The organism is Streptomyces aurantiacus, assembly GCF_001418335.1.
GTDB lineage: Bacteria > Actinomycetota > Actinomycetes > Streptomycetales > Streptomycetaceae > Streptomyces > Streptomyces aurantiacus.
This window is the reverse complement of the sequence record NZ_LIPP01000135.1, coordinates 25,578-39,336: the sequence shown is the minus strand read 5'-3', so window position 1 is coordinate 39,336 and position 13,759 is coordinate 25,578. Positions and strand designations below refer to the sequence as shown.

General features: G+C 72.4%; 10 protein-coding genes. 7 read left to right on the top strand and 3 right to left on the bottom strand.

All coding sequences use genetic code 11. The features are described from left to right. Positions 1-45 precede the first annotated feature (45 nt). From AOK01_RS19120 to AOK01_RS19095, 6 genes are all read left to right on the top strand, one after another. Positions 46-813: an IclR family transcriptional regulator gene (locus AOK01_RS19120; RefSeq protein ID WP_055513257.1), complete on the top strand. Its 768-nt coding sequence runs from the start codon at positions 46-48 to the stop codon at positions 811-813. A 126-nt stretch (positions 814-939) separates the two neighbouring features. Next, entirely contained in the window at positions 940-1,404 is a 465-nt protein-coding gene (locus tag AOK01_RS19115) for a cupin domain-containing protein (RefSeq protein ID WP_055513255.1), read from the top strand. Positions 1,405-1,407: 3 nt separating this feature from the next. Then, positions 1,408-2,940 carry a flavin-containing monooxygenase gene (locus tag AOK01_RS19110; RefSeq protein ID WP_055513253.1) on the top strand — a complete coding sequence of 511 codons (1,533 nt, stop codon included), beginning with the start codon at positions 1,408-1,410 and terminating at the stop codon, positions 2,938-2,940. Positions 2,941-3,117: 177 nt separating this feature from the next. After that, a complete protein-coding gene (locus AOK01_RS19105) occupies positions 3,118-4,281 on the top strand; it encodes an exonuclease SbcCD subunit D (protein WP_055513251.1) in 1,164 nt (387 codons plus the stop codon). A 139-nt stretch (positions 4,282-4,420) separates the two neighbouring features. Continuing rightward, complete coding sequence (locus tag AOK01_RS19100) at positions 4,421-7,411, top strand: AAA family ATPase (protein ID WP_055513249.1); 2,991 nt, start codon at positions 4,421-4,423, stop codon at positions 7,409-7,411. Positions 7,412-7,578: 167 nt separating this feature from the next. Then, positions 7,579-8,094, top strand: a complete 516-nt coding sequence (locus AOK01_RS19095) for an immunity 21 family protein (RefSeq protein ID WP_055513248.1) — start codon at positions 7,579-7,581, stop codon at positions 8,092-8,094. A gap of 161 nt (positions 8,095-8,255) precedes the next feature. Here AOK01_RS19095 and AOK01_RS19090 read toward each other — a convergent pair whose 3' ends face one another. Together AOK01_RS19090 and AOK01_RS19085 are read right to left on the bottom strand one after the other, a co-directional pair. Then, positions 8,256-9,947 (bottom strand): DUF885 domain-containing protein, encoded by a 1,692-nt coding sequence (locus AOK01_RS19090; RefSeq protein WP_055513246.1) that lies wholly within the window; start codon positions 9,945-9,947, stop codon positions 8,256-8,258. Between the two features lie 62 nt (positions 9,948-10,009). Next, a complete protein-coding gene (locus AOK01_RS19085; protein WP_055513244.1) occupies positions 10,010-10,516 on the bottom strand; it encodes an Lrp/AsnC family transcriptional regulator in 507 nt (168 codons plus the stop codon). Between the two features lie 60 nt (positions 10,517-10,576). Here AOK01_RS19085 and AOK01_RS19080 point away from each other — a divergent pair, with 60 nt between their 5' ends. Then, positions 10,577-11,902, top strand: a complete 1,326-nt coding sequence (locus AOK01_RS19080; RefSeq protein ID WP_425424744.1) for a trans-sulfuration enzyme family protein — start codon at positions 10,577-10,579, stop codon at positions 11,900-11,902. A 146-nt stretch (positions 11,903-12,048) separates the two neighbouring features. Here AOK01_RS19080 and AOK01_RS19075 read toward each other — a convergent pair whose 3' ends face one another. Continuing rightward, positions 12,049-13,518 (bottom strand): GNAT family N-acetyltransferase, encoded by a 1,470-nt coding sequence (locus AOK01_RS19075; protein WP_079103551.1) that lies wholly within the window; start codon positions 13,516-13,518, stop codon positions 12,049-12,051. Positions 13,519-13,759: the final 241 nt, after the last annotated feature.

The window sequence follows — 13,759 nt, the reverse complement described above, 5'->3', positions numbered from 1 at the left end:
GCGCGACAGGGATAGCCTGGCCCGCATGACAACCGGGAGCCAACGATGAGTCCCACGGGGTGGGACACCGGTACCGCCGAGGCGGGCGCGCTGGGGCGTGCGGCGATGATCCTCGGAGCCTTCGACGAGGATCACCGGGAACTGACGCTCGCCGCCCTGTCCCAGCGCAGCGGTCTTCCCCGGTCCACCACGCACCGCACCGCCGACACCATGATCCGGCTCGGCTGGCTGGACAAGCCGGAGCACCGCTACCGCATCGGCAACCGGCTCTTCGAACTCTCCGGTCTGGCCCCGATCCGGCACGAGTTGCGCGAGGCCGTGCTGCCGTACCTCCAGGACCTCCACCACGCCACCCGCATCACCGTGCAGCTCGGTGTGCTCGACGGACCGCGGGTCCTGGTCGTCGAGAAGATCACCGGACACCGGCAGATGCCCATGCTGTCCCAAGTGGGCGGCACGCTCCCGGCCTACTGCTCGGCCCTCGGACGGGCGATCCTCGCCTGGTCGGACGAGGAGACGGTCGACACCGTGATCGCGGCGGGGCTCCCCGCGCGCACCCCGCGCACCCTCACCAGCCCGGTGGCCCTGCGCCGCGAGCTGGCCGCCATCCCGGACCGGGGCTGGGCGGTCGAGCGGGAGGAGGGCAACATCGGCCTCAGCTGTGTGGGCGCGCCGATCTTCGGCCCGCTCGGCGATGTCGTCGCCGCGCTGTCGGTCACCGGCCCGACCGGACTGGTCCGTGCCGACCGCGCGGGCCCTGCGGTACGGATGGCCGCCGCTGCCGCCTCCCGCGCCTACGCTCCCCGCCGGTGACGCCCGGTCTGCCGAAAGTGTCCCAGTCGGCGGGACATCCGCTTGGTGGAACGCCGGGCCGCCGCCACGCTGTCGTCCACCACACACCGACCACCTGGCGGTGGGGCGACCTCGAAGGAGACAACGATGACTCTGGGCGGTGGCTACCTACTCCCCTCGCGTGAGGGCACACAAATCGCCGCACTCGGACTCGGCATCACCACGAAGGCCGACGGCAAAGCAACCCGCGACGCCTATTCGCTGTTCGAGTACGCGATCCCCCCGGAGACCGACGGGCCGCCGCTGCACACGCACACGCGTGAGGACGAGTCGTTCGTCTGCCTGGCCGGACGGCTCGACGTCACCCTCGGCGACCAGGCGTACGTCCTGGAGCTCGGCGACTACCTCTACCTCCCGCGCGATGTGCCGCACGCCTTCCGCAACCCCTACGGCGAGGAGTCCCGGGTGATCTCCGTGGTCTCACCGGCAGGCCTCGAACGCTATTACCAGGCGCTGGCCGAGCTGCCGCCGGGACCGAAGGACCTCTCGAAGATCAAAGGGATCATGGACGACTTCGGTATCGTCCTGGACCTTCAGCCGGGAGAGCGGTGAACCATGCGGATAGGCATCATCGGCGCGGGCGTCGCCGGCCTGACCACGGCCAAGGTGCTCAAGCAGGCCGGCCACGACGTCGTGGTCTTCGACAAGGCACCGGATGTCGGGGGAGTGTGGGGCGTTACGCGGCGCTACCCCGGCGTGTCGACGCAGAGCCCGAAGACGCAGTACTCGCTGTCGGACTTCCCCATGCCGAAGGACTATCCCGAGTGGCCCAGCGGGCCGCAGGTGCAGGCCTACCTCGCCTCCTACGCCGACCACTTCGGGCTCCCGCCCCACCTGCGGCTGAGCACCGCGGTGACCCGCGCCCGACCGGTCGAGGGCGGCTGGAGCCTTGAGGTCCGTGACGCGGACGGGACGCGGGACACGGTGGGCGTCGACCGGCTCGTGGTCGCCAACGGCGTGTTCTGCGAGCCGGCCGTCCCGGACTATCCAGGGCTGGACGAGTTCACCGAGGCCGGCGGCCGGCTGGTCGCCGCCACCGACTTCCACGATGCCGAGGAGGCCCGGGACCGGCACGTGCTCGTGGTGGGCTACGGCAAGTCGGCCTGTGACGTGGCCGTGGCGATCGGCGGGACCGCGGCGAGCACCGACGTGATCGCCCGGCAGCTGCTGTGGAAGGTGCCCCGCAGGATCGGTGGCCTCCTGAACTTCAAGATGCTGTTGCTGACCCGGATGGGTGAGGCACTCTTCCGCTACCTGCGGCCGACTGGCCTTGAGCGCTTCCTGCACGGCCCGGGCAACGGTCTGCGCCGCCGGATGCTCAACTCCGTCGGAGCCGTCTCCGTCCGGCAGTACCGGCTCAAGAAGCTCGGTCTGGTGCCCGAGGGACGCATGGAGGACATCGTCAAGGGCGCCATCGGACTGGGCACCGAGGGATTCTTCGAAGGCGTCGCGGCAGGCACGATCACCGTGCACCGCGACCGCACCATCACCCGGCTGCTGACCGTGTCGGGCCGCCCGCACGCGCGACTCGACGACGGCACCCTCCTGCCGGCCGACACGGTCGTCTGCGCCACCGGCTTCCGACAGGAAGTGCCCTTCCTCGACGAGGAAATACAGCAGCAACTCCTCGATGAGCGCGGCAACTTCATGCTCTACCGGCAGATCCTGCCGCTCGACGCGCCCGGTCTGTACTTCAACGGCTACAACTCGTCCTTCTTCAGCCCCCTCAACGCCGAGATGGCAGCGGTGTGGATCGCGGCCGACCTCGGGGGCCTGGTGCCGCTGCCCGATCCGCGGACCCGGCGGCAGCGGGTCGTCGACCAGATCGCGTTCATGGACGGCGCCACCGACGGGCACCACTGCCGCAACACGAAGATCATTCCGTTCTCCATGCACAACGCCGACGAGGTCCTCGACGACCTCGGCCTCAACATCGGCAGGCGGGTTCGCGCCGGGCACTGGATCAACCCGGTCGATCCCGCGGCGTACCGGCGGGTGACCCCCGCGCTCATCGAACGCCTCGGACAGCCGTCGAACGACCCCGACCCACAGCTGCCCGCGGCCGAGCCGCTCCTTCCCTCGAACTGAGGGACGAGGATCGGTTGCGGGGGACCGGTCGTACCGCCTGCCCGTCTTCCCCGAGCGGCCGGGACCTACAATCACCCCAGCGGCCACACCGCGCTCAAGGGGCAACCGCCCGCCGGCCGCGTCCAGTGCTGGTCTCGGGAGTGAAGTAGGGGAAGACATGCAGGTCGGAGCGGTACGTTGAGGATTCTGCACACTTCCGACTGGCATCTGGGCCGGGCGTTCCACCGGGTGAACATGCTCGGTGCCCAGGCCGAGTTCATCGGCCACCTCGTCACGACCGTGCGCGAGCGCGGCGTGGACGCGGTGGTCGTGTCGGGGGACGTGTACGACCGGGCCGTGCCGCCGCTGGCCGCGGTCGAACTCTTCGACGACGCGCTGCACCGCCTGGCCGGCCTCGGCGTCCCCACCGTGATGATCTCCGGGAACCACGACTCGGCGCGCCGCCTCGGTGTCGGCGCCGGGCTCATCGACCGCGCGGGCATCCACCTGCGGACCGAGCCCGCGGCCTGCGGCACTCCGGTGGTGCTGAAGGACGCCTTCGGGGACGTGGCCTTCTACGGGCTGCCGTATCTCGAACCGGCCCTGGTGAAGGACGAGTTCGAAGTGGAGAAGGCCGGCCACGAGAGCGTGCTCGCCGCCGCCATGGACCGGGTGCGCGCCGACCTCGCCACCCGCCAGGAAGGCACCCGTTCCGTCGTCCTCGCCCATGCCTTCGTCACCGGGGGCGAGGCCAGCGACAGCGAGCGGGACATCACGGTGGGCGGGGTCGCGGCCGTCCCCGCCGGGGTCTTCGACGGGGTCGACTACGCCGCCCTCGGTCATCTCCACGGCAGCCAGACCATCACCGAGCGCGTGCGCTACTCGGGCTCTCCGCTGCCGTACTCCTTCTCGGAGACCGAGCACCGCAAGAGCATGTGGCTCATCGACCTGGGGGCCGACGGTTCGGTGGCGGCCCAGCGCCTCGACTGCCCCGTACCGCGCGCGCTCGCCCGTATCCGGGGCGAGCTGGAGGAACTGCTCGCCGAGCCGGAGCTGGCCCGCCACGAGGAGGCGTGGGTCGAGGCGACCCTCACCGACCCGGTGCGCCCCGCCGACCCCATGGCGCGCCTGGTCGAGCGGTTCCCGCACACGCTCAGCCTCGTCTTCGAACCGGAGCGGACACCCGACGACCCGGACGTCTCGTACGCGCGGCGGCTCGCGGGCCGCAGCGACCAGCAGATCGCGGAGGACTTCGTGGCCCACGTGCGCGGCGCCGGCCCTGACGAACGCGAACAGGCCGTGCTCCAGGACGCGTTCGACACCGTCCGCGCCGACGACACCGTCCGCGAGGTCGCCAGGTGACTCCGTACGACCCGATCAGCCAGGTGACCGCGTACGACGACCCGCTCAGCCCGGGGGGTCCGACTCGGCCGCACGGCCCGGACCGCCCGCGTGGTCTGCGTGGCGCGGCGGCCGGCGGGCTCTGCTTCGAGGGGGCCCGATGAGGCTGCACCGGCTGCACATCACCGCGTTCGGGCCGTTCGGCGGCACCCAGGAGGTGGACTTCGACAACCTGTCGGCCGCCGGGCTCTTCCTGCTGCACGGTCCGACCGGCGCCGGCAAGACCTCCGTCCTGGACGCCGTCTGCTTCGCACTGTACGGCTCCGTGCCGGGCGCCCGGCAGGGCGGTTCGCTGCGCAGCGACCACGCGCCGCCCGGCACCCGCACCGAGGTCAAGCTCGAACTCACCGTGGCGGGGCGCCGTTTGGAGGTGACCCGGCAGCCGCCCTGGCAGCGCCCCAAGAAGCGCGGCACGGGCACCACGACGGAGAAGGCACAGAGCTGGCTGCGCGAGTACCACGTGCCCGCCGGCTCCTGGAAGGACCTCAGCCGCTCCCACCAGGAGATCGGCGAGGAGATCACCCAGCTCCTCGGGATGAGCCGCGAGCAGTTCTGCCAGGTCGTGCTGTTGCCGCAGGGCGACTTCGCGCGCTTCCTGCGGGCCGACGCCGAGGCCCGCGGCAAACTGCTCGGGCGCCTCTTCGACACCCGGCGCTTCGCCGCCGTCGAGCAGCGCCTGGCCGAGCGCAGGCGCGCGGCCGAGACGCGGGTGCGCGCCGGGGACGCCGAGCTGCTCGCCGACGCCCACCGGATGCAGCAGGCCGCCGGTGACCTCGTCGAGCTGCCGCTGCCCGATCTGGCCCCCGGTGCCCCGGGGCTCGCCGAGGCCGTTCTGGAGTGGGCGGCGATCGCCAGGAGCACGGCCCGGGAACGGTTCACGATCACGCGGTGCGCGCAGTCGGCCACCGAGTCGGCTCAGGCCGCCGCGGATCGCGTACTGGAGGACGTACGCGAAGTGGCGCGGCTCCAGCACCGGTTCGCCGAGGCACGGGAGCGGGCCGCCCGCCTTGAAGAGCGCTCCGGGGCCCATAGGGAGGACCGGACCCGGATGGAGCGGGCCCGCAAGGCCGAAGCGGTGGCGCCCGCGCTCGGGCTGCGCGACGCGACCGGGGCCGAGCACCGGCGGGCGGCCGACGCCGAGGCACGCGCGCGTGCCCAGCTGCCCGACACCTTCACCGACGCCGGGGCCACGGGCCTCGCGACCGCCGCGCGCAAGGCCGCCGAGGAGCTGGGCGGACTGGAGTCGGCCCGCCGCGGCGAGCACCGGCTCGCCGAACTCGCCACCGCACGCCAGGCGTTGGACCGCGAGGAGCGCGCCGACGACGACGTGCTGCAGGACACCGAGCACTGGCTCTCCCAGTGGGAGACGAGCAGGGCCGGCCTCCAGACCCGTATCGAGGAAGCCCAGGAGGCCGCCACCCGCGCCGAACAGCTCGCGGTCCAGCGCGACCCCGCCCGGTCGCGGCTGTCGGCCGCCCGGCTGCGTGACCAGCTCGCCGGGGACACCGACGAGGCCCACGCGCGCGTGCTCGCCGCTCGCGAACGGGCGACGGACGCGCGCGCCCACTGGCTGGACCTGAAGGAACAGCGCCTCGCGGGCATCGCCGCGGAACTCGCCGCGGGCCTCGTGGACGGTGAGGCCTGCGCCGTCTGCGGTGCCACCGAGCACCCCGTTCCCGCCCGGAAGGTCGAAGGGCACATCGACCAGCGGGCCGAGGACGCCGCGCTCGCCGCCTACCAGAGCGCCGACGAGCAGCGCACCGAGGAGGAGCGGCGGCTCGGGGTGGTGCGCGAGGCGCTGGCCGCCGCGACCGCCGAGGCGGGAGACACGCCCACCGGCCGACTCGCCGAGCAGGCCGCGGAGTTGGAGCGCCGACACGCCGAGGCGCGGGCCGCCGCCTCCGGGCTGCACGCGGCCGGCGAGGCACTCCGGCAGGCCGAACACGAACACGGGCGCCGGCTCACCGCCCACCAGGAGGCCGCCGTACGCGGCGCCTCCCGGGCCGCGCGCAGGGACGCCCTGGCGCGCGAAACGGCGGCCCTAGAAGGGGAGTTGGCGCAGGCCAGAGGCTCGGCGGGCAGTGTCGCCGAGCGGGCCGCCCAGTTGGAGCGGCTGGTCTCGACGCTCACGGAGGCAGCGGACGCCGCGCGCGTCGCGGCGGACACCGCGCAGCGGCTCAAGGACGCCGACGCGCGACTCGCCGACGCGGCCTTCCGCGCCGGGTTCGACACGCCGCAGGCCGCCGCGGACGCCCTCCTCGACGACGTGGCCCACCGCGAGCTGCAACGCAGGCTCGACGCCTGGCAGCAGGAGGAGGCGACGGTCCGCGCGGTGCTCGCGGAGGCGGAGACGGCAGCCGCCGCGCACCGGCCGGCCGCCGACGTGCGGGCCGCCGAGGAGACCGCCGCCGTGGCCGTCCGGCGGGTGCGCGAGGCGGCCTCCGCGCGCGACGCGGCCCTCCGCCGCTGCACGGAACTCGACCGGCTGACCCAGCGGGCCACCGCGTCGGTCCGCAGGCTGGGGCCGCTGCGCGAGGAGCACGACCGCGTGGCCCGCCTCGCGACGCTCGCGGCCGGCACCTCCGCGGACAACGAACGCAGGATGCGCCTGGAGTCGTACGTCCTCGCCGCCCGTCTGGAACAGGTCGCGGCAGCCGCCACGGCCCGGCTGCGGCGCATGTCCGCCGGGCGGTACACCCTCGTCCACTCCGACGACCGGGCCGGGCGTGGCCGCAGCGGCCTCGGGCTGCATGTCGTGGACGCCTGGACCGGGCGTGAGCGTGACACGGCGACGCTCTCCGGAGGTGAGACGTTCTTCGCTTCCCTCGCACTCGCGCTGGGCCTCGCGGACGTCGTCACCGACGAAGCGGGAGGGGTACGCCTCGACACGCTCTTCATCGACGAGGGCTTCGGCAGCCTCGACGACCAGACGCTCGACGAGGTCCTGGACGTGCTCGACTCGCTGCGGGAGCGGGACCGCAGCGTCGGCATCGTCAGTCACGTCGCGGACCTGCGGCGACGTATCCATGCGCAACTGGAGGTCGTGAAGGGGCGGTCGGGGTCGGTGGTCCGGCAGCGGGGCGCAGGCTGACGGCGCCCTGACCGGCTCTGGACCGGACCTCGACCGGACCTCGACCGGGGCCGCCGCCACGACCGGGGCGCCCCTGTGGCGGTCGTCCGGACTCAGTCACGTATCAGCTGTGAGGCCGAGCAAAGGAAGCGTCAATTCGGGGCCGCGCGGGCGTGTAGTTTCTGCGCATGGTGAGTTATGCGGATCCCAGTTCGGTCGAGTGGGTCGAGTCGGGCGGTGGACCGCTCATAGCGATACCGGAAGTGGTGCTGCCGTTCTGGACGGGGGCCGACGGCGACGAGCTGGCTTCCGACTACGACAGGGCGTGCGAGGTGGAGGGCCTCACCGGCCTGCTGCCCGTCGGCAACGCCACGGCCCTCGTCCTCGGTGACGAACCGGCCGCCACCGCCTACCTGCCCGAACACACCACGTTCGTACGGTGGTTCGCGGGCGAGTCGGAACGCGAGCTGCTGGCCGAGGTGCCGGCCGCCCTCGACACCGCGGCATGGGGCCGAGAGGTGCACTGGCAGGTTCCCGGGGCCGTCATCCTGTTCGACGCGGCGTGGCCGGGGGAGGAGTCCACCAAGACGGGGCATCTGCGGATCCCCCTCGCCCCGGGACGCTACGCGGTACGCGCGACCCACGCCGAGCCGGGCCCGGAGACCTGGCTCGGACTCGTCCAACTGAGGCTGCTGGGACGGTGAGTGGGGGCGGGGGCCGAGCAACTCGGCTCCCGTACACGGCGGCCGAGCAATCGGCCCCCGTACACGGCGACCGGGCCGGCCGCCGTGTACGAGTCGGAGCCGTGTGTGAGTGAGATTCCTGTGCGGGTCGGAGTCCGGTGTGGGCCGGAGTCCTGTGTGGGTCAGAGCCGGGACAGTTCGTCCACGAGGTCGTCCAGGCCCAGGGAACCCTGGGACAGCGCCGCCATGTGCCACGCCTTCGCGTCGAAGGCGTCGCCGTGGCGCTTCTGCGCGTTCGCGCGGCCCAGCAGCCAGGCGCGTTCGCCGAGCTTGTAGCCGATGGCCTGACCGGGGATGGAGAGATAGCGGGTCAGTTCGCTCTCCACGAAGTCCGCCGGGCGGCTGCTGTGCGCGCCGAAGAACTCCTGGGCCAGCTCCGGAGTCCAGCGCTCACCCGGGTGGAAAGGCGACTCGGCCGGAATCTCCAGCTCCAGATGCATGCCGATGTCGACGATGACGCGGGCCGCGCGCATCATCTGGGCGTCCAGGTAGCCGAGCCGCTCCTCGGCGTCCTTGAGGTAGCCGAGTTCGTCCATGAGCCGTTCCGCGTACAGGGCCCAGCCCTCGGCGTTGGCGCTGACCCCGCCCACGGTGGCCTGGTAGCGGGAGAGGTCCCCCGCGACATGCACCCACTGGGCGAGCTGGAGGTGATGGCCGGGGACACCCTCGTGGTACCAGGTCGACACCAGGTCGTACACCGGGAAACGGGTCTGCCCCATCGTCGGCAGCCACGTACGTCCGGGGCGGGAGAAGTCCTCGCTCGGAGCCGAGTAGTACGGGGCGGCGGCGCTGCCCGGCGGGGCGATGCGGGACTCCACCTTCCGTACCCGCTCGGCGAGTTCGAAGTGCGTGCCGTCCAGTTCCTCGATGGCCCGGTCCATCAGGGACTGCAGCCACTCGCGGACCTCCTCCACGCCCTCGATGTGCCTGCCGTGCTCGTCCAGGTGCGCGAGCGCCACCCACGGGGTCTCGGCGCCGGGCAGGACCTTCTCCGCCTCCTTCTTCATCTCGGCGAGGAGCCGGTGGTACTCGGCCCAGCCGTACGCGTACGCCTCGTCCAGATCGAGATCCGTACCGTTGAAGTAGCGCGACCAGCGCGCGTACCGCTCGCGGCCCACCGTGTCGGGCGCGCCCTCGATCGCGGGTGCGTACACGTCACGCATCCAGTCGCGCAGCACGACGACGGCCGCGGTCGCGGCGCGGGCGGCCTCGTCGAGTTCCGCGCGCAGTGCCTCGGGCCCTGCCGACGCGAAGTCCTCGAACCAGCCGCGGCCCGAACCGTCCGTGTCCGACCACTCCGTGAGCTGCTGGACGAACGTCGCGGTCGGCCGCGGCCCCGCGTACAGCTTGCGCTCAAGACCGAGACCGAGTGACTCGCGGTAACCGGCGAGGGCCGTCGGTACGGCGCGCAGCCGCTGGGCGATCGCGGACCAGTCCTCGTCCGTCTCCGTCGGAGTGATGGTGAACACCTCGCGCACCGCGTGCGCGGCCGTGTGCATGTTGCCGACGGCCCGCAGGCCCTCCTCGGCCTGGTGCACACCGAGTTCGGCGGTGAGCCGCTCACGCAGCAGGCGCGCGCAACGGCGCTCGATGTCACTGTCCGCGCCCGGCTGCCGCTCCGCCTCGTCGAGCCGGGCCAGCGTCACCCGCGCCAGTTGGGCGAGCGCCTCCTGGCCGGCGGGCGAGGTGTCGGGCAACCTGCTGGAACTCTCCTTCACGCCGAGATACGTACCGGTGACCGGGTCGAGGGCGATGAGCTCGTCGACGTACGTGTCGGCGACCTCTCGGGGCAGCGGGTTCTTCGTCTGTGACATGCGGCCATCCTCATACGGCGACGGGCACCGCGTCAGCCCGGTTTTCCGGGCCTAGGGCCCTGTCACCCCGATTTCGCCGAGGGCGGGGCACCCGGAGGATCGGGCGGCAGCAGAGGTCCGCAGTCCCACTGCTGGAAGATCAGCCGGGTTTCGACGCGCGCCACCTCGCGGTGGGCGGTGAAACCGTCGAGCACCAGCCGCTGCAGATCCGCCATGTCGGCGACCGCGACATGCACCAGATAGTCGTCGGGCCCGGTGAGATGGAAGACGGTACGAGACTCCGGCAGCGTCCTGATCCGCTCCACGAACGGCCCGACCAACTCCCGCCGGTGCGGCCTGACCTGCACGGACAACAGCGCCTCCAGGCCCCGGCCCAGCTTGGCCGGATCGAGCCGCAGCTGATGGCCCAGGATCACGCCCGAGCGGCGCAGCCGGGTGACTCGGTCCAGGCAGGTCGAGGGCGCGACACCGACCTGGGCGGCGAGATCCCGGTACGTGGTCCGGGCGTCGTTCTGCAACAGGGACAGGAGGTGGAGGTCCACCGGGTCCAGTACGACGGATTCGGCCATGAGCCGAACGTAACACGGGCTTCGGAGCGCATCCTCCGGTTGTTGTTCAGGCTGCCGTGTATGGACTTCGGCAGCAGCACTGACAACGGGCTCCACGACACGGCGGACGAGAGCGGGCGGACGACCGGGGCGGCGGAGACGGCGGGAGCGGTGGGGACGGTGGGAGCGGTGGGGACGGCGAGGACCGTGGGTGTGGTGGGTGTGGTGGAGGCAGCGGGGCCCGGAGCGCGGCGGGCCCTGGACACCGAAGCCGTGCACGCGGGGCGGGACGACCTCGCCCGGCAGGGGCTGCACGCCGCGCCGATCGATCTTTCGACCACCTATCCCTCGTACGACAGCCGCGGCGAGGCGGCCCGCATCGACGCCTTCGCCACCGACGGGGCCGAACCGGACGGGCCCCCGGTCTACGGCCGGCTCGGCAACCCGACCGTCGCCCGGTTCGAGACGGCTCTCGCCCGGCTGGAGGGCACCCCGAGCGCCGTCGCCTTCGCGAGCGGTATGGCGGCGCTGAGCGCGGTGCTCCTCGTACGGAACTCCATGGGGCTGCGCCATGTCGTGGCGGTGCGGCCCCTGTACGGCTGCAGTGATCACCTGCTGACGGCTGGGTTGCTCGGCTCCGAGGTGACGTGGGTCGACCCCGCGGGGATCGAGGACGCGCTACGGCCGGACACCGGTCTGGTCCTGGTCGAGTCACCGGCCAATCCGACGCTCGCCGAACTCGATCTGCGGGCCGTCGCCCATGCCTGTGGAAGCGTTCCGTTGCTCGTCGACAACACCTTCGCCACACCGGTGCTGCAACGGCCCGCCGAACACGGCGCACGGCTCGTGCTCCACAGCGCCACCAAGTACCTGGGCGGACACGGTGACGTGATGGCCGGGGTCGTGGCCTGCGACGAGGAGTTCGCCGGGCGGCTCAGGCAGGTGCGGTTCGCCACGGGAGGCGTGCTGCATCCGCTCGCCGGCTATCTGCTGCTGCGCGGCCTGTCGACGCTGCCCGTACGGGTGCGCGCCGCCTCCGCCAACGCCGCGGAACTGGCCCGGCGTCTCTCCGCCGACCCACGGGTGGCCCGGGTCCACTATCCGCGGATCGGCGGCGCCATGATCGCTTTCGAGGTCCATGGCGATCCGCACGAGGTGATCGCCGCGGTCCGGCTGGTCACCCCCGCGGTGAGCCTTGGCAGCGTCGACACGCTGATCCAGCACCCCGCCTCGATCAGCCATCGCGTCGTGGACGCGGCGGACCGGCGTGGGAGCGGCGTGACCGACCGACTCCTGCGACTGTCGGTGGGACTGGAGGACGTGGAGGACCTCTGGCGCGACCTGGACGAGGCGCTGGGCCGGGCGCGGGACAGCGATGTCGTACGGGTGGCCGCGGCGCGGCGGTAGTCGGGGCGCCGACGAGGGTGCGGGGGAGGCGCGGGGGAGTTCGGCCCGAAACCTGTACGGCCGCGGGCCCGGCCATCACAATCGTGCCGGGCCCGCCGCCGTACGGGTGCAAGGGGCGGGCGGTCAGGTCAGGTCAGCCGTTTCCGTCAGTCGCGCACGGAGGGCTCGGGCTCGGGCGCCGGCCTCTGCTCGTACTCGTGCCCGTGTCCGAGAGTTTCGGCGTGCGGCGGCAGGCCGGCGTGGAGCGACGCCTTGTCCAGACGGGCCGTGATGACGAGGGTGCCCTCCTCGACCTGGTAGTCGAGGGGCAGGCCGAGGCCGCGCATCGCGGCGACCATGCCGGTGTTGGACGACTGCGTGACGGCGTACACGCTCTCGCAGCCGGCTTCGACGGCCATCGCCACCAGGCGGCCGATCAGCTCGCCGCCGATACCGCGCCGCTGCCACTCGTCCTCCACCAGCAGCGCGATCTCCGTCTCGTCGCCGTCCCAGAGGAGATGGCCGAGCCCGACGACGCGCCCCGACGCGGTCTGCACGGCGAGCGTGCGCCCGAAGTGCGGGCTGAGGAGGTGTTTGAGGTACTTGTCCGCGTCGCCGACCGGGCCGTGATAGCGCAGGCGCAGCGTCCGCTGCGAGCACCGCTCGTGCATGGCCTTCGCGGCGCCGACGTCACCGGCGTCGGCGCGGCGCACCGTGATGTCGTTGCCCTGGGGCAGTGTCAGTACGTCCCGGCTACGCGGCACCCGCGGGCCGAGCCGGGCATCCAGCTCGACCAGCGCACGGGCCCGCGCGAACTCGGTGGGCGTGAACGGCAGATACGGCCGCTCCACGGTGATCACTCCGCCTTCCGGTGCGCGCAACCGCATCACCGTGTCGTCGAGCGCCCCCTCGACGGGCGCTCCCTCCTCCGAACGGTCACCGCGCGCCGACGAGGCGGGCAGCGACCGGATCGTGCACCGCCCCAGCAACTGCCGCAGCGCCATCGGCAGTTCCGCCGCGTCCAGCGCGGTGCGCGTCGCCAGACCCAGCACACGCGTGGGCGCGTCCACCAGGTCGTGCGTGTCGGCCCGCTCGATCCACGTGCCGAAGCCACCTGACAGCGACACCGCACGCGTGACCTCGGACGCCGCCACCGGTGCGGGAGCCCGCAGCAGGAACTCGTCCACGGTGCCCTCGGCCAGCGGATGCGTCTGCAGGCTCAGGATGTCGACCCGCAGTCCCGCCAGCGCCATGCACAGCGCGGCCAGCGAACCCGGTTCGTCCCGCACGGTGGTACGCATCCGCCACAGCACGGTCTCCCCGGAGCCGGCCGCCGGCGCACCGGGGTTCTCCTCGGCCGCCATGACCGGCAGCACGAACGCGGCCGGGGCGGCGCCGGTATCGCCCGTCGGAGGGGCGTGACCGTGGTGGCGTGACCACCATGTGTGGAACCCGGCCGTGGCGATCAGCGCGACCGCCGAGATCGCGAGCAGGACGGGGCCGTCGGGGCCGTGCCCGATCAGGTTCGCCACGGCGTCGGCGACTGCCACCGCCGTGAACAGAGCGGCCAGCTCGACGAGGTCCCTGCGCCAGTGGTGGACCGGCCGGCCGTTTTTCGCGCGCGTCACATCAGACATGTCTGGAGTCATACAGTCACTGTGAAGTACGGGTGTTGCGTGATCGCGAACGCTTTGTGACTGATCGGTTAAGTATGCATCTGCCCTCTTTGTTGCATTCTTTACGATTCTCTGTCGCGCCTCGCACGCCCACGTGAACGGCTTGGTCGGTCAAGGGCGTTGAGCCGCGATCGGGACCGGGATCGGCACCGGGAGCGAGACCGGGGGCAAGGGGAGGGGAGGGTGAGACCGGTGCGCCCTC